This is a genomic window from Candidatus Hecatella orcuttiae, from assembly GCF_002009985.1.
GTDB classification, from domain to species: domain Archaea; phylum Thermoproteota; class Bathyarchaeia; order Hecatellales; family Hecatellaceae; genus Hecatella; species Hecatella orcuttiae.
Map to the genome: position 1 here is coordinate 947375 of NZ_MTLX02000005.1, position 23661 is coordinate 971035.

General features: G+C 53.3%; 23 protein-coding genes and 2 tRNA genes. 14 read left to right on the plus strand and 11 right to left on the minus strand.

Translation table 11 applies throughout. The features are described from left to right. Positions 1 to 9 precede the first annotated feature (9 nt). From BWM17_RS07910 to BWM17_RS07930, 5 genes are all read left to right on the plus strand, one after another. A complete protein-coding gene (locus tag BWM17_RS07910; protein WP_309493383.1) occupies positions 10 to 645 on the plus strand; it encodes a methyltransferase domain-containing protein in 636 nt (211 codons plus the stop codon). Positions 646 to 738: 93 nt separating this feature from the next. Next, positions 739 to 1893 carry a M20 family metallopeptidase gene (locus BWM17_RS07915; RefSeq protein ID WP_309493384.1) on the plus strand — a complete coding sequence of 385 codons (1155 nt, stop codon included), beginning with the start codon at positions 739 to 741 and terminating at the stop codon, positions 1891 to 1893. 261 nt (positions 1894 to 2154) lie between these two features. Beyond that, complete coding sequence (locus BWM17_RS07920) at positions 2155 to 3723, plus strand: ABC transporter ATP-binding protein (RefSeq protein WP_309493385.1); 1569 nt, start codon at positions 2155 to 2157, stop codon at positions 3721 to 3723. Continuing rightward, complete coding sequence (locus tag BWM17_RS07925; protein WP_309493386.1) at positions 3720 to 4754, plus strand: ABC transporter permease; 1035 nt, start codon at positions 3720 to 3722, stop codon at positions 4752 to 4754. The genes BWM17_RS07920 and BWM17_RS07925 overlap by 4 nt, the downstream gene beginning before the upstream one ends. A gap of 4 nt (positions 4755 to 4758) precedes the next feature. Then, positions 4759 to 5685 (plus strand): ABC transporter permease, encoded by a 927-nt coding sequence (locus BWM17_RS07930; protein ID WP_309493387.1) that lies wholly within the window; start codon positions 4759 to 4761, stop codon positions 5683 to 5685. 62 nt (positions 5686 to 5747) lie between these two features. On the opposite strand, the gene BWM17_RS07935 is transcribed toward BWM17_RS07930, so the two are convergent. From BWM17_RS07935 to BWM17_RS07955, 5 genes are all read right to left on the minus strand, one after another. Continuing rightward, positions 5748 to 6881 carry a BMP family protein gene (locus BWM17_RS07935; RefSeq protein WP_309493388.1) on the minus strand — a complete coding sequence of 378 codons (1134 nt, stop codon included), beginning with the start codon at positions 6879 to 6881 and terminating at the stop codon, positions 5748 to 5750. Between the two features lie 236 nt (positions 6882 to 7117). Next, the gene (locus BWM17_RS07940) at positions 7118 to 8614 is read right to left on the minus strand and encodes an amidohydrolase (protein ID WP_309493389.1); all 1497 of its coding nucleotides are present in this window, start codon (positions 8612 to 8614) and stop codon (positions 7118 to 7120) included. Between the two features lie 265 nt (positions 8615 to 8879). Beyond that, positions 8880 to 9004: transfer RNA gene (locus BWM17_RS07945), tRNA-Asn, on the minus strand. Next, on the minus strand, positions 8995 to 9372 hold the full coding sequence (locus BWM17_RS07950) for a thioredoxin family protein (protein WP_309493390.1): 378 nt from the start codon (positions 9370 to 9372) through the stop codon (positions 8995 to 8997). Before BWM17_RS07950 ends, BWM17_RS07945 begins: the two co-directional genes overlap by 10 nt. Before the next feature lie 76 nt (positions 9373 to 9448). Continuing rightward, positions 9449 to 9859 carry a M67 family metallopeptidase gene (locus BWM17_RS07955; RefSeq protein ID WP_309493391.1) on the minus strand — a complete coding sequence of 137 codons (411 nt, stop codon included), beginning with the start codon at positions 9857 to 9859 and terminating at the stop codon, positions 9449 to 9451. Between the two features lie 77 nt (positions 9860 to 9936). Here BWM17_RS07955 and BWM17_RS07960 point away from each other — a divergent pair, with 77 nt between their 5' ends. After that, entirely contained in the window at positions 9937 to 10920 is a 984-nt protein-coding gene (locus BWM17_RS07960) for an ornithine cyclodeaminase family protein (protein ID WP_309493392.1), read from the plus strand. 110 nt (positions 10921 to 11030) lie between these two features. Further along, a complete protein-coding gene (gene guaA, locus BWM17_RS07965; RefSeq protein ID WP_309493393.1) occupies positions 11031 to 11969 on the plus strand; it encodes a glutamine-hydrolyzing GMP synthase in 939 nt (312 codons plus the stop codon). Positions 11970 to 12001: 32 nt separating this feature from the next. Here the strand turns inward: guaA and BWM17_RS07970 are convergent, their stop codons facing one another. From BWM17_RS07970 to BWM17_RS07985, 4 genes are all read right to left on the minus strand, one after another. Next, positions 12002 to 12460, minus strand: coding sequence for a thioredoxin family protein (locus BWM17_RS07970; RefSeq protein ID WP_309493394.1), 459 nt, complete (start codon positions 12458 to 12460; stop codon positions 12002 to 12004). Between the two features lie 126 nt (positions 12461 to 12586). Continuing rightward, on the minus strand, positions 12587 to 14245 hold the full coding sequence (locus BWM17_RS07975) for a hydroxymethylglutaryl-CoA synthase (protein WP_309493395.1): 1659 nt from the start codon (positions 14243 to 14245) through the stop codon (positions 12587 to 12589). Positions 14246 to 14614: 369 nt separating this feature from the next. After that, a complete protein-coding gene (locus BWM17_RS07980) occupies positions 14615 to 16213 on the minus strand; it encodes an ATP-binding protein (RefSeq protein WP_309493396.1) in 1599 nt (532 codons plus the stop codon). Then, on the minus strand, positions 16176 to 17201 hold the full coding sequence (locus BWM17_RS07985; protein ID WP_309493397.1) for a hypothetical protein: 1026 nt from the start codon (positions 17199 to 17201) through the stop codon (positions 16176 to 16178). Before BWM17_RS07985 ends, BWM17_RS07980 begins: the two co-directional genes overlap by 38 nt. Before the next feature lie 138 nt (positions 17202 to 17339). Here BWM17_RS07985 and BWM17_RS07990 point away from each other — a divergent pair, with 138 nt between their 5' ends. The 7 genes from BWM17_RS07990 to BWM17_RS08020 all read left to right on the plus strand — a co-directional run bounded on the left by BWM17_RS07990 (position 17340) and on the right by BWM17_RS08020 (position 23096). Continuing rightward, complete coding sequence (locus tag BWM17_RS07990) at positions 17340 to 17972, plus strand: metallophosphoesterase family protein (protein ID WP_309493398.1); 633 nt, start codon at positions 17340 to 17342, stop codon at positions 17970 to 17972. 13 nt (positions 17973 to 17985) lie between these two features. Beyond that, the gene (locus BWM17_RS07995; RefSeq protein WP_309493399.1) at positions 17986 to 18792 is read left to right on the plus strand and encodes an MBL fold metallo-hydrolase; all 807 of its coding nucleotides are present in this window, start codon (positions 17986 to 17988) and stop codon (positions 18790 to 18792) included. A 63-nt stretch (positions 18793 to 18855) separates the two neighbouring features. Further along, on the plus strand, positions 18856 to 19287 hold the full coding sequence (locus BWM17_RS08000) for a cyclic nucleotide-binding/CBS domain-containing protein (protein ID WP_309493400.1): 432 nt from the start codon (positions 18856 to 18858) through the stop codon (positions 19285 to 19287). Between the two features lie 123 nt (positions 19288 to 19410). Continuing rightward, positions 19411 to 19815, plus strand: a complete 405-nt coding sequence (locus BWM17_RS08005) for a hypothetical protein (RefSeq protein ID WP_309493401.1) — start codon at positions 19411 to 19413, stop codon at positions 19813 to 19815. 11 nt (positions 19816 to 19826) lie between these two features. Then, the gene (locus BWM17_RS08010) at positions 19827 to 20255 is read left to right on the plus strand and encodes a hypothetical protein (protein ID WP_309493402.1); all 429 of its coding nucleotides are present in this window, start codon (positions 19827 to 19829) and stop codon (positions 20253 to 20255) included. A gap of 116 nt (positions 20256 to 20371) precedes the next feature. Beyond that, positions 20372 to 22810 carry a valine--tRNA ligase gene (locus BWM17_RS08015; RefSeq protein ID WP_309493403.1) on the plus strand — a complete coding sequence of 813 codons (2439 nt, stop codon included), beginning with the start codon at positions 20372 to 20374 and terminating at the stop codon, positions 22808 to 22810. A gap of 118 nt (positions 22811 to 22928) precedes the next feature. Further along, the gene (locus tag BWM17_RS08020) at positions 22929 to 23096 is read left to right on the plus strand and encodes a hypothetical protein (protein ID WP_309493404.1); all 168 of its coding nucleotides are present in this window, start codon (positions 22929 to 22931) and stop codon (positions 23094 to 23096) included. Between the two features lie 50 nt (positions 23097 to 23146). Here the strand turns inward: BWM17_RS08020 and BWM17_RS08025 are convergent. Both BWM17_RS08025 and BWM17_RS08030 read right to left on the minus strand, forming a co-directional pair. Next, positions 23147 to 23286, minus strand: a tRNA-Gln gene (locus BWM17_RS08025). 96 nt (positions 23287 to 23382) lie between these two features. Beyond that, a complete protein-coding gene (locus BWM17_RS08030; protein ID WP_309493405.1) occupies positions 23383 to 23658 on the minus strand; it encodes a hypothetical protein in 276 nt (91 codons plus the stop codon). Positions 23659 to 23661: the final 3 nt, after the last annotated feature.

The following is a 23661-nucleotide window of genomic DNA, read 5'->3' on the forward strand; positions in this document are numbered from 1 at the left end:
TAACCGTATATGGCAAAGATTGAACCCTTCGAGAAGTTTGCCCTCCGCTACGAAGCCTGGTTTTCCCGGCATAGGTTCGCCTACGAATCAGAGCTCCAAGCGGTAAGGGAGCTACTGCCGAAAGGCGGGGAAGGCGTTGAAATCGGCGTGGGAAGCGGCAGGTTCGCAGCACCGCTGGGCGTCAGGCTTGGGGTTGAACCCTCCCACAAGATGCTGGAGCTGGCTAAGGAAAAGGGGGTGGAAGTGGTAGGCGGCGTAGCCGAAGCGCTGCCCCTTCCCCCTTCACGGTTTGACTTCGCCTTAATGGTTGCCACCCTCTGCTTCTTGGACGATGTGGAAACAGCGTTCAGGGAGGCATGGAAGGTGCTGAAACCCGGCGGCTGCTTGGTGATAGGGTTTATCGACCGTGAAAGCCCCTTGGGGAGGCTGTACCAGCAGCGTAAGGGGGAGGACGTATTCTACGGGGAAGCCACCTTCCACTCAGTGGAGGAGGTTGTTTCTCGCCTGAGAAAATCGGGGTTTGAAAACTTCCACTTCACCCAAACCATCTTCCATAACCTGCCTGAGATAACAGCCGTCGAACCTGTCGAAGAAGGCCACGGGAAAGGCTCCTTCGTGGTGGTCAGAGCGAGGAAACCCAGATAAGACCCCCTTATCGGAACAGTTTTAGGGAAGGTTAGAATAACAGGCTAGACACGTCCGGGAGGCCTGTTCCACGGCCGTCAGCCAGTGGTCGAGTTGAAAAAAGACATCAAGCACGCTGTCAAGGCCTTGCTCAGAGAACTCGTCGAAACCCCCACCGTCAATCCCCCCGGTGAAAACTACCCTCAAGCCGTGGAGAAAATAGAAAGGATGCTGGAGAAATTCGGTGTTCCAACGCGCATCGTGGAGGCAGCTGAAGGGAAGCCGAACCTGATCGCCAAGGTGGGGAGGGGAAAGCCGGTTCTGCTTTTCAACGGCCACATCGACACCGTGGCCGCAGGTGCCGGTTGGAGGACAGACCCCTTTAGGTTGGTTGAAGGGGATGGAAAACTCTATGGAAGAGGCACAGCGGACATGAAAGGCAGTCTAGCCGCCATGGCCGTTGCCGCCGCCAGCCTCGCGGAGGCCGACGGACCCCTAGAAGGCTCCTTGGTCTTCACCGCCACCGTCGACGAAGAAACCGGAGGACAAGACGGTTTAGGCTATTTGGTGAAAAGAAGGCTCGTCAACCCCGACTTCTGCGTGGTCGGGGAGCCCACGGGCTTGAACGTCGCCACCTGCGAGAAGGGAGCCTGCTGGTATAGGATAACAGTCCAAGGGAAGGCAGCCCACGGAGCTGTTCCTGAGCAGGGAGTCAACGCTGTGGAGAAGGCATCGAAGATCACCCTAAAACTGCTGTCTCTAAAATTCAGAAAAACCCACAGACGGCTGGGGAAGCCTACCTTAAACGTCGGAAGAATGGAGGGAGGCGTCAAAATCAACGTGGTCCCCGACCGCTGCGTTGTGGAGGTAGACCGAAGGACTCTCCCAAGTGAAACCCCCCAAGCTGTGAGAAGGGAGATAAAAGAGGCCCTCGCATCCCTCCGCTCCAAAGACCCCTCTCTGCGCTACCGGGTGGAGGAAATCCTCGTCTCCCAGCCCTTCCAGTCGCCTGAAGAGGACCCCCTAGTCGAAGCCGCCGTGGAGTCGGTTGCCTCTGTCCTAGGGCGGAAGCCCAAGCTCGTCGGCATGCAGGGGGTGACCGACGCCCGCTTCCCGGCGGTGGACCTGAAGAAGCCCACCATCATCCTAGGAGCCGGCAGCCTGAATCAGGCTCATAAGCCCAACGAGTATGTTTCAGAAAAACAGCTCCTCCAAGCCGTGGACGTCTTCAGGGTTCTCGCCGAAAAAATCCTTTCCGGCAGAAGGTGAGGACATTCGAAGACCACCTGTGGGACGGGGCTGGAAAGGAGTTAAAGCTTTCAGAGTTTTTGGAAAAGTATGAAAAATGTAGGTGGACTATACAGCTTACCCACCTGAGCTGCCCACTTCCTTATGCCACATGGTGTGCACATTGAGCATAAAAAATTAGCCGTATTCAGAAAACTTAAAAGGATAATTACCGAGATAATAACACTTCGCTGATGATGTTCTGAAGGAGGATGCGCCTTCACGAGAGTTCCCCTTGGAAAGGTGAAGCCGGGAGAAACCGTCATCGCCATGAGGGGAATCACCAAGCGATTCCCAGGCGTTCTCGCGAACGATCACGTAGATATTGACATAAAAGCTGGTGAGATTCACGCTATCCTAGGTGAGAACGGTGCAGGAAAAACTACTCTTATGAACATATTGTACGGACTTCTGCAGCCCGATGAGGGGGAAATATTCGTCTATGGAGAAAAGGTAACCCCGAAATCTCCGAAAGACATGATCGACCTAGGAATCGGAATGGTCCACCAACACTTTATGCTCATTCCCACCTTCACCGTCGTAGAGAACATCATCCTAGGACTTGAATCCTCGAAAGAGCCGTTTCTAGATGTCGATTTGGCTGAAAAAAAGATAATCGAGTTATCGGAGAAATACGGCCTCAAAGTTAATCCTAAAGCTAAGGTTTGGCAGCTGTCGACTGGCGAGCGGCAGCGTGTGGAAATAATCAAAGCCCTCTATCGGGGCGCTCAGGTATTGATCATGGACGAGCCGACGTCGGTGCTTACTCCGACGGAGGTGGAAGAGCTTTCGAAGATTCTTAAGCGGATGGCGAAAGAGGGATTGGCGATTATTCCTTTCATAACCCATAAACTGCCTGAAGTGATGGCGATAAGCGACCGCGTAACCGTTCTCAGGAAAGGGAGAGTTGTGGGGAGGTTTGAGACAAAACTCACGGATGAGAAAAGCCTAGCTAGAGAAATGGTTGGAAGAGAGGTCTTGTTTAAGCTACCAAAAAGTGAGGTAAAGAAAGGGAAAGTGGTCCTTGAGGTCAGAGGACTATGGGCCCAAAGCGACTTTGGAGTTTCTGCCCTCAAAGGTGTTTCCTTCTCCATCAGGGAGGGAGAGATCCTCGGCGTGGCTGGGGTGGCTGGGAATGGGCAGCGGGAGCTGGCGGAGGTCATCGCGGGTCTGCGCCGGGCTGTGGCGGGGAGGGTGCTCATCGACGGAAGGGACGTCACCAACCTCCCCCCAAGGGAGATAATCAAGCAGGGCCTAGGCCACATCCCCGAAGACAGAATGGGAATGGGCCTCATCCTAGACTTCTCCATAGCCGAGAACATCATTTTAGAAACTCACTCTGATCCCCCCTTCGCCTACCGCTGGATCCTTCCGTTTAAAAAGCGATGGTTCATCGATCAAGACGAAGTTGATAAGTACGCGGAGAAGCTACTTCTGGAATATAACATTGTAGCCGCTGGTAAGGATACGCTGGCAAGACACCTCTCTGGTGGGAACTTGCAAAGGCTTATTTTGGCTCGGGAGCTTTCCAGGGAGCCCAAGGTTTTGGTGGCCAACCAGCCGACTCGGGGGTTGGACGTGGGGGCCACCGAGTTCATCCGTAGGAAGCTTTTGGAGCAGCGGGACAGGGGCGTGGCCATCCTCCTCATCTCCGAGGACCTGGACGAGGTCATGTCCATGAGCGACCGCATCGCCGTCCTCTACGAGGGCGAAATCATGGGAATCCTCCCCGCGGAGAAAGCGGATATGAAAGAGGTGGGGATGATGATGGCCGGTTCAAAGCGGGCACAATCTTTGGAGGAGCCAGCTTGAAAGGATTCTCGTCGAAGATGCCGTCCAGAAGCATCCTACTACCGCCCATGGCAATTTTATTGGCCCTAGCCATAGGCGCCCTTACAATCTTGGCTTTAGGAATAAACCCTATTTTCGCCTATGCTGCACTTTTTCAAGGAGCTTTCGGCAGTCTCCATTCCCTAACGGAGACTTTCGTGAAAGCCTCTCCTCTGCTTTTCACAGGTCTAGCGGCAGCAGTGGCCTTTAGATGCCGGGTGTGGAACATAGGAGCTGAAGGCCAGCTTTACATGGGAGCGGTGGTTACCACGTGGGCAGGACTCACGTTGGTAGAAGTGCCAGCAGCTTTGCTGATCCCCCTACTCATATTGTTGAGCTTTGCTGCGGGAGCAATGTGGGCTGTCATCGCGGGGGCTTTGAAGGCTAAATTCAAAGTAAACGAGATAATTCTTACCCTCATGTTAAATTTCATCGCAATCTACTTCGTGAGCTACTTGGTTGAAGGGCCGTGGAGAGATCCTTCTGGAATAACATACAGCCCGCCTCTCACCACCTCAGCTTGGCTTCCCACCTTGGTATCCGGCACACGACTCCATCTGGGCATTTTATTAGCGTTTGTGTGCGCTGTTTTCATTTCTTTACTCTTCCGAAAGACCGTTTTAGGCTATAAAATCCAAGCCATCGGCGCTAATCCGGAGGCTTCGCGTTACGCGGGCATCGAAGTCTCCAAAACGATCATAATCGTCATGGTGATCAGCGGTGGACTGGCTGGACTGGCCGGAATGGGAGAAATAGCCGGGGTGCAACATCGCCTGATGAGCGGATTCTCACCGTGGTACGGTTTCTTGGGTATTTTAGTGGCAATGCTGGGGAAGCTGAGGCCTTTCGGGATAGTAGTCGCTTCCATCCTCTTTGGAGGCTTACTCGTCGGAGGCGATGCCATGCAGCGAGTAGGCGGAGTGCCGGCTCCTCTTGTCTTTGTATTGCAAGGGTTGATAGTGCTTTTGCTACTATTTTATGAACATGTTTTTGCGCGATTCGCAAGGAGTTGAAAAATTGGCGCTCCCTGTAGTGGAAATATCAGCGGCCATCATTGAAATGTCCACACCTCTCCTAATAGCAGCACTGGGGGAAATTTTCGTTGAGAGGTCGGGTGTGCTGAACCTGGGAATCGAAGGGATGATGCTGGTAGGCGCCTTCTCCGGCTTCGCTGGAGCGTACTTCAGCGGCAACTTTCTTTTCGGATTCCTCATCGGGCTGGTTGTTGGCATGTCCATAGGAGCATTGATGGCTTACCTCAGCGTGAAATTAGGTGTAGACCAAATTCTCGCTGGGCTTGCAATTTGGATTTTCAGCATAGGCCTCTCCACTTTCTTGGCTAGGACGATTTTAGGAATAGCTCCTGGAACTGTGACAATAAAAGGTTTGGAGCCTATCAACATTCCCCTTCTTTCTCAGCTTCCAATTTTAGGGCCTATCCTGTTTCAGCATAACATTTTAGTATACCTTGTTTTGATTTCGGTGCCTCTGTTCCACATTCTCCTATTCCGCACAACCTTTGGCTTGAAGGTGAGGGCGGTAGGCGAGAATCCCAAAGCCGCTGATACGTTGGGAATTCACGTTCACCGTATTCGCTTTCTCTGCCTTCTCCTAGGAGGAGCCATGGCCGGGTTGGCGGGCAGCTATCTCACAGTAGCTCGGTACCATGTTTGGATAGAGGAGGTAACCGCCGGGATGGGATGGATAGCTTTGGTTGTGGTCTTCTTCGGTAAAAGAAGCCCGTATAGGGCGCTTTTGGGTGCATGGATCATCGCCACAGGCTTCTCTTTAAGATACTATCTCCAAATCGCCGCCTTCTGGATACCCTACCAATTCATCTTAATGTTACCCTACATCCTCACCATAATTCTGCTCGTCGGAATCGTTGGAAAGGAAGAAACACCAGCCGCCTTCTGCATCCCATACAAACGGGAGGAGACGTAATCCGTAGGCAAACAAAGCAATAGACCAAGTTGACAGGACGCTGAAAAAATAAAAGGAAGGTTTTATGGAAAATCTTTCCTAGGAACTTCTAGCGTGCCATCCAGAATTTGCTGCCGGATGCTCTCCACCTCGGCTTGGACCTCTTCGGGTATGACTTCTCTGCGGCCCCATATCAAGTCGGCGCCTTCTTTCAGCCCATATTCGTAAAACTTTTCAGGCTCCAGCTCTCCTTCTAAGGCCTTGCCGATGATGTCGACGTAGGCTTTTTCTATTCCCCAACCAACGCTGGCTAAGGTTATCGACGGCGCATAGGGATGCTCATTCCCGACGCCGCCTATGTAATAGACACCTGCAGCCAAAGAAGCAGTGCGCGCTCCCACATTCTGCGAGTCGCCGTTACCGCATATGATGTCGGCACCCCAAGCAATATGGGCTTTTGCAGCATCATATCCAGCACCAATGTCGATAAATGTTCCAACCCAAGTCACTTTAACTTCCGCATCGGGATTGACAGCTTTCACCCCTCTTTCAAATGCGTAATAAGACCGGTAGGTGCTGGGAACGTTCATACCGCCGACGACGCCTATCTTATTCGTCTCCGTCATCCTGCCAGCCAAGATCCCGGCAAGATAGGATGCTTCATGCGCCAGAGGCGTTATGACGACCATGTTCTTTTCGATCGGCGGCCATCCGTCAGTCCACACAATCCAAGTTTGCGGATAGTCTCTGGCCACCGCCTTAGCCGCTTCTCCAGCTGGCGTAGCATGCACAAATATAAGGTCATAACCGGCAGCGGCGAAACTCCGAGCCTCCTTCTCATAATCCGCTAACGAAATCTTTTCCACAAAGGCGATTTCGATCCTGTCCTTATAGATTTCTTTAGCCTCCAACAGGCCGCTATATGCGGTTTCATTCCATTGATTCTCTTTCACAAAAGTGTCGAATACCGCTGCCACTTTCAGTACCTTTGGTGGTGGTGTAGGAGTGGGTGTGGGAGTTGGAGTAGGCGTAGGAGTTGGGGTAGGTGTAGGCGTAGGAGTTGGGGTAGGGGTGGGTGTAGGGGTGGGCGCAGGGGTTGGCGTCGGCGCGGGCCTTGTGGCTTGCCAGGCGGCGTAGCCGCCCACACCGGCCACCACCACAGCCACAACCGCAGCAATGCCATATTTCAGGGCTTTCCTACGGGGTTGATTGGCCATTTTTTACACCTTCCGACCCTTTTTTCTCCCCTCATACGATATAAAGCTTTCGAGCTTCGTTTTGAAACAGCGCTTCTTTAATCTTCGGTACTTCTGAAGCTGAAGTCGAATACGTATAAGCGGCTAAATGTTAAAGTTTTGAGCAGGGTGGAGAATCCTACGGGCATACCTCGTTCACGCCATAATTTTAAAAAGTTTGACAAGTTATTAACCGCCATCTTGATAAAAAAATCGTATCAGATAAGCGGCCACTTTCTTTTTACTTCTACCTTAGCCTTTTGCAAGATTTTTTCAGCCTTTCCTTGAGCTTTTGCGAGGATTTCTTCCTCTTCCAGCGTCAGCACCTTTCGATTTTCAACGACGAGCTTACCGTCAATGAGGACTGTTTTAACATCGTTTCCACTGGTAGCCCAAACCACGGCTGACGCAGGGTCGTGGACTGGCATGGCATGGTGATTTTTTAAGTTCACCACGATTACGTCTGCTTTTTTCCCAGCCTCAAGGGAACCTACCTCCTTCTCCAACCCCAGTGCCCTAGCACCGTTTATCGTCGCCATCTCCAACGCCTCCTCAGCCCTAGGATAGACAGGGTTGAGCGAGTTAATTCGATGAAGAAGCACTGCGAATTTCATTTCCTGAAAAAGGTCGCAGGTATTGTTAACCGGAGCGCCGTCGGTACCTAGGCATACGTTTACTCCAGCCCTTAACATCTCCGGTATTTTCGCCACACCCATTGCAAGCTTTGAATTGGTGATAGGGCAGTGGCAAATATTGACCCCAGACCTCGCAAGCAAATATATCTCTTCGTGTTCAAACCAGATACCATGAGCCATGGTCACATTCGGGGCGAGAAGTCCTACAAACTCTGCAAATTTTGCCATACCCATATTGAAAACCTTACGAGTGTATTGTAGGTTGTTCTCCGCCTCGGCCCAATGCATAGTTATTCCCACTTGGTATTTCTTGGCAATCTCTGAAATCTCCCGTAAGGTTTCAACCGAGCATGCTCCCACGGAACGGGGAGAGAGCCATATGCGAATCTTGCCGTCTGCCTTTCCGTTCCACTCTTTAATAAGTCTTAATGCCTCCCTCATGGAACTTTCTTTGACTTCATGAAGCCCCTCATGAATGGCCATCTCTTCGTCTGCGTAGGCACGCTTTTCCATTATGTATTTTGACACTGCACCCCTTAACCCGGATTTCTCCAGCTCTCGGAGGATGCCATCGATGCCATACCTTGGGTGGAGGCCTGTGCTGATGAAGGAAGTTGTACCGGACTTGAGCATTTCGAGGAAGGCGAGAAGACTGCTGATCTTACCATCTTCCTCATCGTAGCACCCTTGGATAGGCCAGATGTACTTCATCAATTCGTCCATCACCTCTGCATCGTCTTGAACGCCTCTCATCAACATCTGGGGCAGATGAATGTGGCAGTTGATCAATCCCGGCATCACAGCGCATCCTTCAGCGTCGATGGTTTCTTCAGCTTTGTACCGTCCTTCGATCCTATGAGCTTTATCAACATCAAGAATTCTATCGCCATCAATGACGACGGATCCCCCGTTAAAAATGCGCCTTTTTTCGTCCATTGTAATGACTGCTCCGTTTGAGATGATCACGTCAACCTTTTCTCTCATAGGAGAGTTCCCCCCTTTATCTATCTTGGAAATCGGTTTAAAAGTTCCCCCTTCAGCTAGCCCTACGCCTGTGTTTAGGTTGTGTTCTACATCCAATTTGTGTGACCGACGAGAAGACCTCTAGCGGAACGAGTATCCCAGCTTAAAAAGACTTTTCCTCGTTTTCTGGCAGTTCTTTTAAGGTCTTCCATGACTCGTTGATAGCTGACGCTCCGCCCCGCCTTCATGTATGCCTTTAGCTTCCCCAACGTTACGCGAGTTACGGAAGTTACAACTTTCTTCCTCTCGGAGTTTTTGGTCAATATGGACTTGCCCAGAGGTATAATCCGTAACTTCCGAAAAGGAGTTGAACAAATTCGTGTGGCGCCGCCGGACGGACTCGAACCGTCGACCAGCGGGTTCCTGTCAGCAGTTAACAGCTTCAGCCCTTTTTCAGCCCTGAGGGGCCTTGAGGTCCGCTGCTCCACCACGCTGAGCTACGGCGGCGCTTCTTGGTTTTCTTCCACTTGCTGGACGGCGGCTGCTTGGAGGAACCTTCCCCAAGAGCACCCGTAGGGGAGCCCCACCCACCGGTCCACCGGCCGGCCTTGGAGGTATAGGATGTAGGTGGGCAGGGTTTGGATTTGAAGCTTTTCAGCGAGCTCCCGGTTCTCCTCCACGTTCACCCGGGCGAAGAGGAGCTTTCCCCCGTGGTGCAGGGAAGACTGCTGGAAGAGGCCTTCCGCTGCCTTGCAGGAGAAACTCCAGTCGGCGTAGAACTCCACCACCACTCCGCGGTTTTCCCTCACCACCCGGTCGAATTCGCTGCCTTTCAGCTGGATGACGGGGGAGGTTGAACCGAGGGTCTGGGGCAAGTTTCTCCAACCTCTCGGGTTAGGCTGTAGATGTCGAACCCTCTTATGGAGGAGCATCCTTTAAATCTGTTTTGGCCTAGGCCTCCACCTCCACCGGTTCGGGGGTGAACTCTCCCTCCTGAAAAATGAAGGACCTGAGAAGCTTCTCCGGCAGGGAGTAGATGGCGTAGGACATCCCCGGGTAGGTAGCTCGGCTTCGGTCAACCTCGGAAACCCTAGCCGGCCAGTAGGGGTGGCTGTGGTAGAAGCCTAAAACCTCCAAGCCCTCCTCCTCCGCTTCCGCGAAAACCCGATGCTGCTCCTCCGGGTCTAGGAGGTAGGTGGAGGGAGAAGGCTCGATGTTCTTCACCCGGCGGACCTTCTCCACCACCCGCACGTTTCCCTCAAGGAGCCTTCCCACTAGGATTCCGCAGGCCTCGGCGGGGAAGACCTCCTGAGAGTGGCGGGCTATCTCCTCCAAAAAACGCTTTTTAATCCTCAACACCATAAAGGAAACCTGTAATCTAAAGAAGAGAGGAAGCTGAAAAACCTTCACCCTCAACGCATGGGGAGGGAAACCTGAACTTGGTCCTGCTTCTCTCCAAGCCTGAAGTGGAATCCCTGCTGACGGCTTCCGAAGCCCTAGGCGCCGTGGAGGAAGCCTTCCGAGCCCATGCTCTGGGGCAAGTCCTCATGCCCAGCCGAGCGGCTTTCCCTCTAGCTCAAGGGAAAGGCTGGACGGGCATCATGCCGGCTTACATGGAAAACCTTCAGGCTCTCACCGTCAAACTGGTAACCTCCTTCCCTGAGAATCCTAAATCGGGCTATCCCACCGTCAACGCCCTCCTCATCTACAGCGACCCCTCCACCGGGCTGCCTTTGGCCGTCATGGAAGCCGGTTTTCTAACCTCCCTGAGGACGGGAGCAGCTGGAGGGGTAGCGGTCAAATATCTAGCCCGAAGGGACGCCGGGGTCTTGGGCCTCCTAGGCGCAGGGGAGCAGGCTTGGAGGCAGCTGGAATCGGTGAGGCTGGTCAGAAACCTGAAAAAAGTGAAAGTCTACAGTCCGAACCCCCAGCATAGGCGAAGGTTCGCCCAGCAGGCGGCTGAAAGCTTTGGAGTAGAAGTCAAGGCTGTGGACACAGCTGAGGAAGCGGCGGTGAACTCGGACATCGTAGTCCTAGCCACCACCTCCAAGGTTCCTGTGCTGAGGGGAGACTGGGTGGAGGAAGGCGCTCACCTCAACGCCTTTGGCGCCCACACACCTGAGACCAGGGAGTTGGACGGGGAGACGGTGGTTAAAGCCAAGATAGTGGTGGACTCCAAAGAAGCCTGCCTCAGAGAGGCGGGGGATCTGCTCATCCCCCTAGCTCAAGGCCTAATCCGGCAGACGGACATCCACGCCGAGCTGGGAGAGGTCGTCGCAGGGCTGAAAGAGGGCAGGAGCTCAGACAGGGAAGTTACCCTCTTCAAGTCCGTAGGTTTGGCCTTCCAAGATGCTGCGGTGGCTAAGGTCGTCTATGAGAAAGCCTTAAAACTCGGTGTGGGAAAAGAGTGGGAAATTCTGTGATAATCCCCCCTCATAGGGCGGGGATGGAAAGAATTAGATACTAGTACCTGACATATACTTTACTATAAATCACTATAAAATAATACTTATCATATTAAGGAGGAAGGCCTATGTTCAACCCTCAGAATTTCATCTCCCAAAAGATGGAAGAAATCAAGAAGGCAGTGGGGAACGAGAAGGCTCTCGTAGCCCTCTCCGGGGGAGTTGACAGCTCCACCACGGCGGTCTTGGGCTTCAAAGCCTTGGGCGAAAAGCTGGAAGCCGTCTTCATCGACGACGGCCTGATGAGGGAGGGGGAAGGGGAAAGGATATCCGCCACCTTCGCCTCCTTGGGTTTGAAGGTCCAGACTTACTCCATGGCCGAGGATTTTTTCAAGGCTTTGAAGGGCTTAACCGACCCTGAGGAGAAGCGGAAAGCCTTCAGGGAAGCCTTCTACCAGAGTCTGGCGAAGATCTCCCGGGGAAAGGGCGCCAAGTGGCTTTTGCAGGGAACCATCGCCGCGGATGTGGTGGAAACCTCCCGAGGCGTCAAAACCCAGCACAACGTCCTAGAACAGGTGGGAATAAACCCAGCGGAGAAATACGGCTTCAAAGTTGTGGAACCCCTCAAAGAACTGTACAAGCCCCAAGTGAGAGAGGTGGCTAAAGCCTTGGGTCTTCCTGCCGAGATCACGGAAAGGCGGCCGTTCCCCGGCCCAGGGCTCTGCGTCCGGGTCTTAGGGGAAGTTACTCCCGAAAGGGTTGAAACCGTCAGGAAAGCTACTAGGATCGTGGAGGAGGAAACAGCAGGCCTCCTCTGCTTTCAAGCCTTCGCCGTGCTGATGGAGGATAAGGCCACAGGGCTGTCGGAGGACAAGAAGAGAATCTACGGGGAAATCCTAGTCATCCGGTCGGTTGACTCCACCGATGCCATGACCGCCCAACCCACCCAACTCCCATGGCCTGTCTTGGAAAAGATAACCAGAAGAATAACAGCGAGTCTTCCTTCGGTCACCCGAGTTCTCTACGACTTAACCGGCAAACCTCCTGCGACTATTGAATTCGAGTAACCGGTAAGGGCTGCCTTATCCTTTCTCCGAAGTCAACGTTCCCACTGCTCCAAGATGGCTAGAGCTTCCCGGCGGAATGCATCCGGCGGCCTATACCCCACTATTCTCCCCACCTCCTCGCCGGCAGGGGTGAGGAAGACGATAGTGGGAAGTTCCCACACCCGATATCTGTCGGCCAGGACTAGGTTTTCCCGGTTCTCCACATCTATTTTGAGGGGAATAAATTCTTCGTTGAGAAAAGCAGCCAGCCGTGGATCGGTGTAGGTTTCCATATCCAACTTCCTACACCACCCACACCAATCTGCGTAAAACTCCATCATTAAAAGTTTTCCTTCCACCTGAGCCAAATTCAAGGCCTCATGGAAATCGTGCCTCCAGTTTATGCTTCCTTCCGACGGGGAGGAGGGCTGAAAAAATTGGAGAAGGTAGAAGGCGCCTCCCGCGGCGGCTAGGGCTACCATCACGGCCGCCAATACCGCAACGCGCTTCATGACAAAACCTTAGGAAGCTGATTCATTAACATTGCGTCCCTAGGAGAACCGGTCAAGCTGACCCTCCAAAGACCGATTAGACAAGTCTTAGGAAAAGAGAAGCCCTTTTCCAGCTTAGGCGACAGTTCAGGCTGAATTGGAAGTGACCGGTGTCTTCAAAGGCACCCGGTAGACGATGCCGTAGCGCACTTGGCCTTCGTCGCCTTCCTCGTCGATCTTCCTGACGATGGCTTCCAGTTCAACTCCTTCAGTCAAATAAGGCGGGTAGGTGTCCGTGATGATGGCCATGTTCTCCTTGTAGACGTTGTACGACTTGATGCGGCATCCTTTCTTGAAGGACACCAGAACCGCCCGGGAGGGGTAGAGTTTGGCCTCCAACACCGAAGGGTTGTTAAAGCCGGGGCACTTGGAGTCGACGCAGAAGTCTTTAGCTGGGAAGTAGACGCGCTTGCACCCGTGGCAGAGCTGGATCTTTATTTTCTTACTTTTGATAGGCTTTATCTCGCCTACGACTCGTTTAGGCGGCCGTCCCATTCGCAGGTATTCTCTTATGCGGCGTATCTTAAGCCAGTAGTAGTCCTTCCAGCCCAACTTCTTCTTTCTCTCCAAGAAATCCCTGATGCTGGGTGCTAAGGTTTTTTTCTTCTCGATTCCCGGCAGCGTTCTAACCCATGTGGCCAAGCTGGCTGCCCAAGAGCCGTAGGAAATAGCCAAGATGTCCTGTCCGGGAGCGGCCATGTCGAGGATGTTCACAAGGTTCAGGGGCGTGTTCCCAGCGTAGGAGTTTCCCACCCACCTGGAAAGGAGGGTGGGGTGGATCTTCTCCTTCCTCTCCGCTTCGCTGAGGGTCAGGATTTCTAAGGATCTCATGACAAATTTTTTGAAATACTTGTTCAGGTAGCTGAATTCCTCAGCCCTCTTGACCACGACGTCGGGGTTTTCCTTCATCTCCCTCTGAAGCTTCTCCGTGCACTCCTCGGGGTGGAGAAACGTCTGAATGACCGAGAGAGGCCTGAAGGTCTGCTCCACAAGCTTCGCGTAGGGAGAGTGGGAGGTGATCCACCTGAAATGGTTCAATGTCAAGTCATGCTTCTTCAGCATCTTATAGGCCGAGTTGAGTACCCGATGCATGTACGCCCTCTTCGTCGTCTCGCCGAAGTGGGTAGGGTTCGGCTGACCTTCCCGCCTCCAGAAATCCTGCTCCAACCCCGCGTTCCCTACCACGTCCACGATCTCAGCCGCAGGGTCTTTCGTCTCATCCTTTCTGCCGATGAGGAAGGAGCCGCTGCCGCAGCCTACCAGTATCTCCAGCGGATCGCCTTCCGCCCCGCCGGAGATGTCCGCCCCGATAGCTAGGCCGTAGGATATGTCCCCGCTTTCCACGTATTTCTGGCAGATGCTCAAAGCCTCCATGCCTGAGTTGCAAGCCAACTCAAGGTCGGCTACATGTTCAAGATGCTGGCAGGACTCGAAGAAGGCGGCTACATGAAGCCCGGAGGAGCCTACAGCGTAGGGTCCGGATTCTTTTCCGAAGAAGGCGGCCTCGATTTTTTTGCAGTCGATTCCGCTTCTCTTCACTGCGTTGTAAGCGGCTTCCCAGCCGAGGGTGATGGTGTCCTCATCGATTCCGGGGACAGCTTTTTCCTCAACCCATAGACCATACCGGTAGTAGGAGATTCTATCTTTCTTCTCTCTTCTCCGCACCAGTTCTTCCACGTCGAATCTTCTTAGGGGGATGTATCCTCCCCAGCCTAGGATACAGGCTCCCTGACCGTTACCCGCCATAACCGCCTACCCAGTCCTTTGACGCCTTCGCTAAATTTTTCCAGCTTCACCTATGTTGAATTGATCTTAATTAAGGTTTCCGTTCCCAGCCCCGCCAGCTTCACTTAGAATGGGGAAGAAGCTGCGAATACAGTCGGCGGCTTTCACCAGATTTCTGTCCAGCATGATTCGACAGTTTGCCCTTCCCCATCATGAAAAACCCGCGGCGAAAAATCTGTAACATGTATGGCCATATATGGCAAAATTATTATACTCGCTGTTTCAGAAGGGGACTCTTACCAGAAGGCTGGTTTTCAGGGAACGGTGGAATTCTTCTTTGGCAGCGTATCCCTAAACTAGGTTCCGCCGAGCGAATTTAGCCTCAGAGGTTTAGAGGACGTTTTCTTCCACTTCAGACTTCTTCACAGGCGCGTTTCTTGCTGCGAGCGCTTCCCTCTGAGCATAGGCTTGCTTGGATAAGGATTGTTCAAGATATTCTTTGTAGTCGAAGATCTTCACCGGCACAGCGAAGTGAATTTCAGGCTGAGAAACCAGGAGGGCTTCCCCCACATCCAGCATCTTCAACTCCACATCGGAATATTCCAGGTAAGGCGTGTTCTCAGCCAGGTAGACGCGGTCCTCTTTGAGGCTGGTCTTCAGGATTAGCTTGGTCCAAAGCTCAGCGAAGACATCGCGGTTTATGCGGCAGGGCCTAGGGGTCACCGCGTTCAAGCCCACCTTATACTTGCGGCATGTGAGGGCTATATCTGAGAAGAGGGTGTGTCTTTCCTCCAGAAACTTGTGAGCCTCCTCCAAGGTGATGAGGAGGTAGGGAAGCCTCCGCCAAGCCTCATAGTCAGAGCGCCACCGAGCCTTGTAATACTCCACAGCCCTGTCGGCTACCCAGCCTACCACCTGCCTCTGAGCTTCCTCCCTCATCCCTGAAACATCGACCAACACGCTTTTGCCTCCGGCCAAGGCCTTGACAACGGAGTGGGAGAAGTCATGGTCTAGATCCGCGAAGACCGTGCCGTTGAGGTAGGAGAGTTTTCTAAGCAGGGCGGTGGCCACAGCCTTCTGGCCGTCCGCCACCTTGAGCACTCCGTAGACATCCTCCTTCTCGTAGAGGGCTACAGCCTCGGTGATCCACTTACCCCGGCCCAGTCTGCTGGAAAGCTTCTTGGCGTAATGAGCTTGGGGAGGCGAAAGGTCTGGGTAAAGCTTCCAAAGGTCCTGAGGCTCTATTCTCCTCAGGCCTATCCGAATGAGGCCGTGGGCCACGGGAACCCGAGGTCTTTCCAAGCCGTAATACTCCAACCTTTCGGAGGCCAAGGGGCTGTCGGCCAACCCTTTGCCGATACCTTTCCCGGTGAGGAGTTCTCCTGCGAAATCGAAAATGAGCCCCACCGCTTTCCCCTCCGTCTCCATAAGGGCTGCGTTCAACACCAACTCCGCGTTGGTCTTCCCCGAACCTATCTGCCCCACCACTGCCATCATCCGGGGTATGCACTCCACACCGATACCCACCGTCCTCCTGCCTACAGCGGAGCCCTCCCGGAGGTAGCCTAACTTCAGCTCTCCGGTGAGCTCCAAGGCCTTGTAGTCTTCCCAGCCTAGGGACTCCGCAGCCCAGCCGTAGTCAGGATTCAACGTAGGAGACCTAATCCGCCCTAGGCTGTCCCTTTCGAGGAAGAGGACGGCTTCCACGAAGCGGAACTGGGAGTAGGGCCCCACGGTTCTCATGGAGCCTTTCAGGTCCCGCAGCTCATCCAGCTCCCCCAGCGTCGACCGGCTTCCAGCGTCGGTTACCCGAGCGTAGAAAACCCGGGAGGCCCCCTCCTCTCTTGAGGGTGTTATTTTTACAATCTGGCCGAAGCTGATGGTTGTGTCTGCAGTGACGATGAAAATCACCCGGTCTCCTTGGGCTTCCCTCACCCTGCCCAGCTCCACCTTACCAGCCCTCCATTCTTTCCACAAGCTCGTAATCATGCCTCAAGCCCAGCAGATGCCTTCTGAAACTGGCTGCTTCCACCTCCGTGAGAAGGTCTTCCAGCAGCCCTTCTTCCTCCAAACCCGTGTAGAGCATCTCCTCATATTCGAGAAGCTTGGCTTCAGGGATCTTGGTCTGCTGATGCGCGAGGAAAAGCGGCGCCGGGTAGCCGTCGCAACGGGCGTCCCTAGCCAAGTAAGCCAGCTGGGAAACGATTTCCACCGCCTGGGAGGAATCCCGTCCTTCCAGTAGGTAGTCGACGATGTCGCAGCGGAAAACCCGTGGGCTGGAAGGGGACAGCTTCACGCAGGAAATGTCAGCATAGAGATGCCGGCTTTGGCTTTCCCTTTTACCTAGGGGATAGTAAACCCAGCTCTCAGCCAGCTGCCCTCGGCTTTGAAGCTTCAGACCCCCTCGGCCCACGGAGGCTAGGAGGTCCCTTCCCCGGGAGTCCCGAAGTTTGGGGGAGGTCTTAGGCATCATGAGGAGGGTTATCCCCCTTCTTTTGGAGGCATGGTAGAGGTTGATGGAAAAATTCTGCTCACCCCCAAAGTAGGCGGCTCCGTCCATGAGGTACACGTCTCTCCTGTCGAAGCGGGGCTCCAGCTTCAGCACCAGATCGCTTTCAAACCTCCGAAGCTGAGCCCATATTTCAAAAGCCCTGCTCTTTGGGGAGCCTACGACGGCGAAGAGGTGGTCTTCGCTTCCTTCCTCCTCCACGTTCAACCGGCCTCCCTCAGTTTGCACGACCACGTAGGCGCAGCGGCTGACCCCTATTCTCCAGTTGTTGGCGCGGAGGAGGGCGTAGGATGAAGCGTCGACGGAGAGATATCTTCCCTTGGGTTGAAGAGGCTTCAACGGGTGATAGCGGTCCGGATGAACTTCTTCGAAGATTTCATCCTCTTCCTCGACGGGATAATGTTTGGGGGCTCCCTCGTCTAGGTATTTCTTCATCTTCTTCAGACAGTCTTCTAAGCCTCGAGCCATGAATTTTCGCCAAAACTTTGAAGAATCGGAACCAGCCCTTCAGAAATAAAAGAGTGCAACCTTTATTTAAGCCAGTGAGACCGATGAAACTATTCTCCGTATAGGTTTTATAGATTTCCAATGATCAAACTTTAAGGGTTGAAACCTTTGAGGACCCTAGCCATCTCCGACCTCCACGGCCGGCTTGAGAGAGCCGCCCAATTCAGCAAACTAGCTTCAGCCGATTTCCACTGCCTCGTCCTATGCGGAGACATAACCCATCTGGGGCCGACGGACCTAGGGCGGAAGATCGTTGAAACCCTCACAAAATCCGGGATCCCTGTCCTCTACGTCGCCGGAAACATGGACCCGCCCACCATCCTTGAAGCTCTCCAAGGGGTGGGAGTCAACCTCCACGGGGAACCAGCCACTGTTGGAGGGTTTACCTTCCTAGGAGCCGGCTTCGAATACGCCATCGGAGAAAACCTGAAGAGAGGCTTTGGAAAGCTGGAAGGCAGGAAACTCGACGTACTGGTCACCCATGCTCCTCCCTATGGAACAGAGGTGGACACCATCTGGGGCGGCCGACACATCGGAAGCCCTGAAGTGAGAAGCTTCATCCAAGAGCACCGCCCCTCCATCGCCCTCTGCGGCCACGTTCACGAAGCCCGAGGCTTGGACAGGCTGGGGGAAACCCTCATCTGCAACCCAGGCCCGGCGGCTCAAGGGTTTTACGCTGAAATCCAGCTGGGAGGCAGGGTTGAGGCTGAACTTTTGAGGCTGAAAGGCTGAGAGGCCGAGTGGATTGGAGGTTTTCTTCCTAGGGACGGGAGGAGGCCGCTTCGCCACCATCACCCAGAAAAGGAAAACCGCTGGGCTTAGGATTCTTTCAGGCCGGGTGAACCTGCACATCGACCCCGGTCCCGGGGCTCTAGTCTACTCCATCCAAGCGGGATTAGACCCGAGGAAGGTCAGAGCCGTCCTCATCACCCACGCTCACCCCGACCACTGCAACGACGGAGAGGTTATGGTGGAGGCCATGACTGGAGGCGCCATAAAGAAACAAGGCTACCTAGTCTGCGCGAAAAGCGTCCTCCGAGGCAACGAGGTCTGCGACCCAGCGGTCTCCCGCTACCACCAAGGCCTCCCGCGGGAGATAGCGGAGCTGAGCTCAGGAGGGCGTTTCGAGTTCGAGGGGGTTAAAGTGCAGGCTGTGAAGGCTGTGCACTACGACCCAGACACCGTGGGGTTCAAAGTTTTCCTACCAGGTGGAGAAAGCCTAGGCTACACCTCCGACGCTGAATATTTTGAGGGCATGGGAGCCGAATACCAAGGTGTAGACCTCCTCATCCTTTGCACCATGAGACCTCGAGGCAGCCCTCTGAAGTGGCACATGTCCGTGGACGACGCTGTTAAAGTGTTGGAAGAAGCCCATCCGAAACAGGCTGTCCTCACCCATTTTGGCATGAGGATGCTGACGGAGAACATGCCTGAGTTGGAGGCTGAATACGTGGAAAAGACCACGGGGATCCCCACCGTTTCCGCCTACGACGGAATGAGGCTGAAGGTGGAGAGGGAGAAGGAAAAGAGAGACCTAACCAGCTTTTTCTAATAAGGTTGCAAGGGGGTTTAGTTTTAAAAAATTTATATAACTATTATTGTATATATTTATAAGATGGTTATCATGCCTCTGACCGTGGACGAAGTTGCCCGTCACACGCTGGTAACATGCAAACCAAGCGAAACCCTCTTCGAAGTAGCCAACCTCATGCTGAAGCACAACGTAGGCTCCGTGCTGGTAGAAGACAGCCAAAGGGAGATAGTCGGAATAGTCACCAAAAACGATATCTTGAGGCAGATGATCGCTGGGAAAAATTTGAAGACCACCCAAGCTGGGGACATAATGTCGTATCCCGTTGCCTCATGCAACCGGACAGACACCCTGGAAGAAGCGTTGAGAAAATTCGGAAACTACAGCAGGCTTGTGGTGAAAGCGGAAGACGGAAAAGTAGTGGGCGTGGCCAAGAAAAAGATCGTGGAACGGTTTGCCAACGTATCCTTAGCCTACGATTTCATTCAACGGCGCCTCCGAAAACCCGGAGACTAAATTTCCCCTACCTTTCGCCAGCAGGCCACCGTCAACCATACCCGGGATGCCTGCGCTGATTTTAACATTGCCGTTGGAGGGAAAGCTAAATTAGCGGCTTCCATCGAAGTATCTAAAAGTGGTGTGGAAATGGTGAGGATCACCTACAGACCTACCCAAGAGATAGTCATCTTGGATAGGGTGGAATATCCCACCGTCGACGACTTGGTGAAAAACATCATCCTAGTTGCCAAGGGCATAGGGCAAACGGGTGTGCTGAGCTGGACGGGGGGAGTCCTGTTCGCGGTTACTCCTCTTCTGCCTGAGAACGAAAAACTCATGGGCGAATATCTTAGGGGGCGGACCTACATCTCCAATGTCATATTTTCCCTCATGCCCCACTATACTGACTCCATCAGGAAAAACGGCATGGAGATACCTGTCATCGATGTCACCCCTAATCCGACCATGCGGAGAATAGCCAGCTGGCTGAAGAAAACCTCAAGGAGCAGAGCGGGAAAACGGCAGCTTAAAATAAAGGACAGATGAAGGGTATCTGCATGGTTCTCGAAGACTTTCTGTTCCCCGGGGAAGCAGTTTCCTACAAAAGCCTTTCGAAGGTTAAGTACCTGGGCGATAAGTTTGATTTTTACATCACCAATCAAAGGCTCATACTCTTTCAGGGTGGAAAAAAGGACAGACTTTTCGCTGAAAGATTCAGAGACATCGGAAGCCTCCGCTACAGCGAGCGAGGGAGACTCTTGAAAGAGGCATCCATAACCTTAGAAAACCGAGAAAAATACCAGATGGAAATTTCAGGAAAAGCCTCAGACATGAGGGTCATATGGATAGCGTTGCAGAAAAAATGGCAAGAACTGCAAAAAACTCCAAGCACCGCGGAAGCTGAAAAAGCGAAGTGCAAATTCTGCGGGGCCCTCATGAACGCTGGCTCTTTAGTTTGTCCAACATGTCGAAAAATACAGAAATAACCGGGCACCGGGTGGAAAAGATAAATACGGTAACCTGAAAAGCATCATGTCACGCCACATAGGAACACCCGCCATGTCAAAGGGTAGCTACTGAGAGAAGCCGCGGGGAATACACCATGCGGGAGACAAAGGGAACAGAAGCGAAGTTCAAACCCAAGATCGCTGAAAAAAGATGGTCTCCCAGCTTAGAAAACGAGATTTTTGAGGAATGGGAGAAGACAGGCGTTTACAGGTTTAACCCTGATTCTGGAAAGCCGATATACTCCATAGACACACCGCCTCCCTATGCCTCAGGCCGTTGGCATGTGGGCGGAGCCACCCACTACGCTCAGATAGACATGGTCGCCCGCTACCGGCGGATGAGGGGCTTTGAGGTGAACTTCCCCTTCGGCATCGACCGGAATGGGCTGCCGGTGGAGGTGGAGGTGGAAAAGAAACACGGCATAGCCGCTCACCAAGTGCCCCGAGAAGAATTCATCAACCTCTGCAAAGAATTCCTCGACCAAGTTGAGGAAGCCATTCTCGCCGCGGCTAAAAGGCTGGGAATGAGCTGCAACTTCAAGCAGCTCTACCGAACCGACAGCCCTGAATACCGGAGGATTACGCAGGAAACCTTCATCGAACTCTGGAAGAAGGGCTTGGTCTACACGGACGACAGGCCTACCAACTGGTGTCCCGTCTGCAGGACCACCATAGCCGACGCTGAGCTGGAATACGCGGAGCGGGACGCCTACCTCTGCTACATCAGGTTCGGTGTTGAGGGAGACAGCCGAGGAGCCGTAATAGCCACCACCCGGCCTGAGCTTCTATGCACCTGCGCCGCCGTCATCCGTCACCCCGAAGACGAGCGGCATCAGCACCTGGAGGGAAAAAAAGCTGTCACCCCCATCTTCAGCCGCAAAGTCCCCATCCTAGCCGACCCTTCAGCCAAACCTGAATTCGGCACAGGCCTCGCCATGATATGCTCCTACGGAGACTACACCGACATCCGGCTTTTCAGGGAACTAGGCCTCAAGGCTGTGTTGGCCATAGACAGGGAGGGAAGAATGAACGAGGCCGCCGGCCCCTACCGAGGTTTAACCGTGGAGGAGGCCAGAGAAAGGATCATCGACAACTTGGAAAAAGCCGGCTTCATGGTTAGGAAGGAGAAAATCCGCCACAGCACCCCCGTGTGCTGGAGGTCTAAAAACCCTGTGGAGTTCATCTCCATGAGCGAGTACTACCTTAAACAGCTTCCCTTCCAAGAGGCAGTGAGAAGAATGTTTCAAGAAATGGAGTTCTATCCCCCTGAAGCCAGACAGCTTCCCCTAAACTGGGTGGACTCCCTCAACGTCGACTGGCCTATCTCGCGGCGGAGATTCTACGGAACCGAGCTCCCCCTCTGGTACTGTCGAAAATGCGGCAAACCCTACCTGCCTCCGCCCGGGCGGTATTACCAACCGTGGAAGGAGCCTCCGCCCACACCCCAATGCTCCTGCGGCTCCACCGATTTTGAGGGGGAAACCAGAACCTTCGACACTTGGATGGACTCCAGCATCACTCAACTTTACATTCTAGGCTACCGCAGAGATGAAAACCTCTTCAAGAAGGCTTATCCCTGCACTCTGAGACCTCAGGGAGCCGACATCGTCCGCACATGGCTTTACTACTCCACCCTCAGAACCTACCAGTTGCTCTCCGACAAAGCCTTCCGGCAGGTGAGAATCTCAGGCATGGGCCTCGACGAGGCAGGGGAAGCCATGCACAAGTCCAAGGGGAACGTCATATGGCCTGAGCCCATCTTGGAAAAACTCGGCGCCGACGCCTTCAGGCTTTGGGGAGCCTCTGAAGCCCGGCTGGGCTCCGACTACCGGTTCAACTGGAGCAGACTGGAGGGAGCCGCTAGGTTCATCACCAAGCTTTGGAACATCTCCCGTTTCATCTCCTCCTTCCCGGTGGAAAAAGGGCCTGTGGAGCTTCAGCCTTTAGACGGCATGATCCTCGCGGAGCTGAACAAGGTTGTCGAAGAATGTGTGAAGGGCTACGAAGCCATGGACTTCTTCATCCCAGCTCAAGCCATCCGAAGCTTTTTCTGGAACATCTTCGCCGACCATTATTTGGAAGCCGTTAAGGCGAGGGCCTACAACTTCCAAAACCTTTTCCAAGATGACGCCCAAAGATCAGCTTGGAAGACGCTTCACCTCTGCCTGAGCACGGTCCTAAAACTTGCGGCACCCATCTGCCCCCATGTGACGGAGGCCGTTTGGCGGAGGATTTACTCTGAGACCTCCATCCATTTGGAGGAGTTTCCTCAACCTCAAAAAGAGTGGGAAAGCAGCCTCGGAGAGCTTCTCAAACCTTTCACAGCCTTCAACTCCGCGGTGTGGAAGTTCAAAAAAGCCAAAAACATGGCTTTAAACTCCGAACTTCAAACAGTCTACACGCTTCAACCTCTCCAGCCTCTGGCAGCAGACTTGAAGGCGATGCACAGAATTGAGACCCTAGTCTTCGAGCAGCCTCCGTCGGGGGAGAAGGGCTTGGAAAAAATCGAAGAGTTGTACATTCGTCCCAAGTGACACTACCGCCCACTAGACCCCTACAGCTCGGCTTTTATCACCCAAGCCATTTAAGCAAAGGTTCGGAGAACTTGGTTTAAATAGTATTTCATGCGCTTTCCTTTTGGTTAAACACGGCATGAAGTCGGAAAAACCCTGCAAGTACAGAGGGGAAATTAAACTCGGAAACCAGAAGTGGAACTGGTGTTTCTTCTACAACTCCAAGATCGGCGACGTATCCTGTGAAAAATGCGAAATCCCAGGGTTAAACAGTCAAACCAAAATGAAAAACACGCCCATAGTGTAGGCTGAGGGTTAATGGCCTCGGCTTTTGAGCGGAGTCTTAAGATGAATAGTTGGTAGCCCGGGGGAGATTTTCGGGCAGCCACCGCGGCTGCGTTTCGAACTCCCGTCAGCAGGTCTCCCCTTGATGTTGACAAGCCAGAGCCTGCCATGCCTAGCCGGCCTAATCCCTTTGACCGCTACACCACCGGGCTACGCCTTGGAGAGTGATTAATCTATTTCCACCCTTATTTTTTATCTATTTCTCAAGCCGCTTTTAAGGAATATGCAACTTCCTGTATCGAACTCTATTATACGACGCCGGAGATTTCCAAGCCTCTTTTTCTCCGGGCAGCCGCCGGTCTTTGTTCGCATGTTTTCCTACGGTATTCGGCTAGGAGTACTTGAAACAGCAGCTTCAGCTCGTAGGGGCTATCATGGTAGGCGTCTTCCAGCCGTTGTTTTAATTTCTCATGTCTTTTCACGTTGAATTTTTCCATGAGCTTTCGTTCAAACCATTCCTGAAACCCAGCGTCCTCAGGCAGCTTTAACCCCATCAACACTGCCAAGGCGATAAAACACGGCATAAT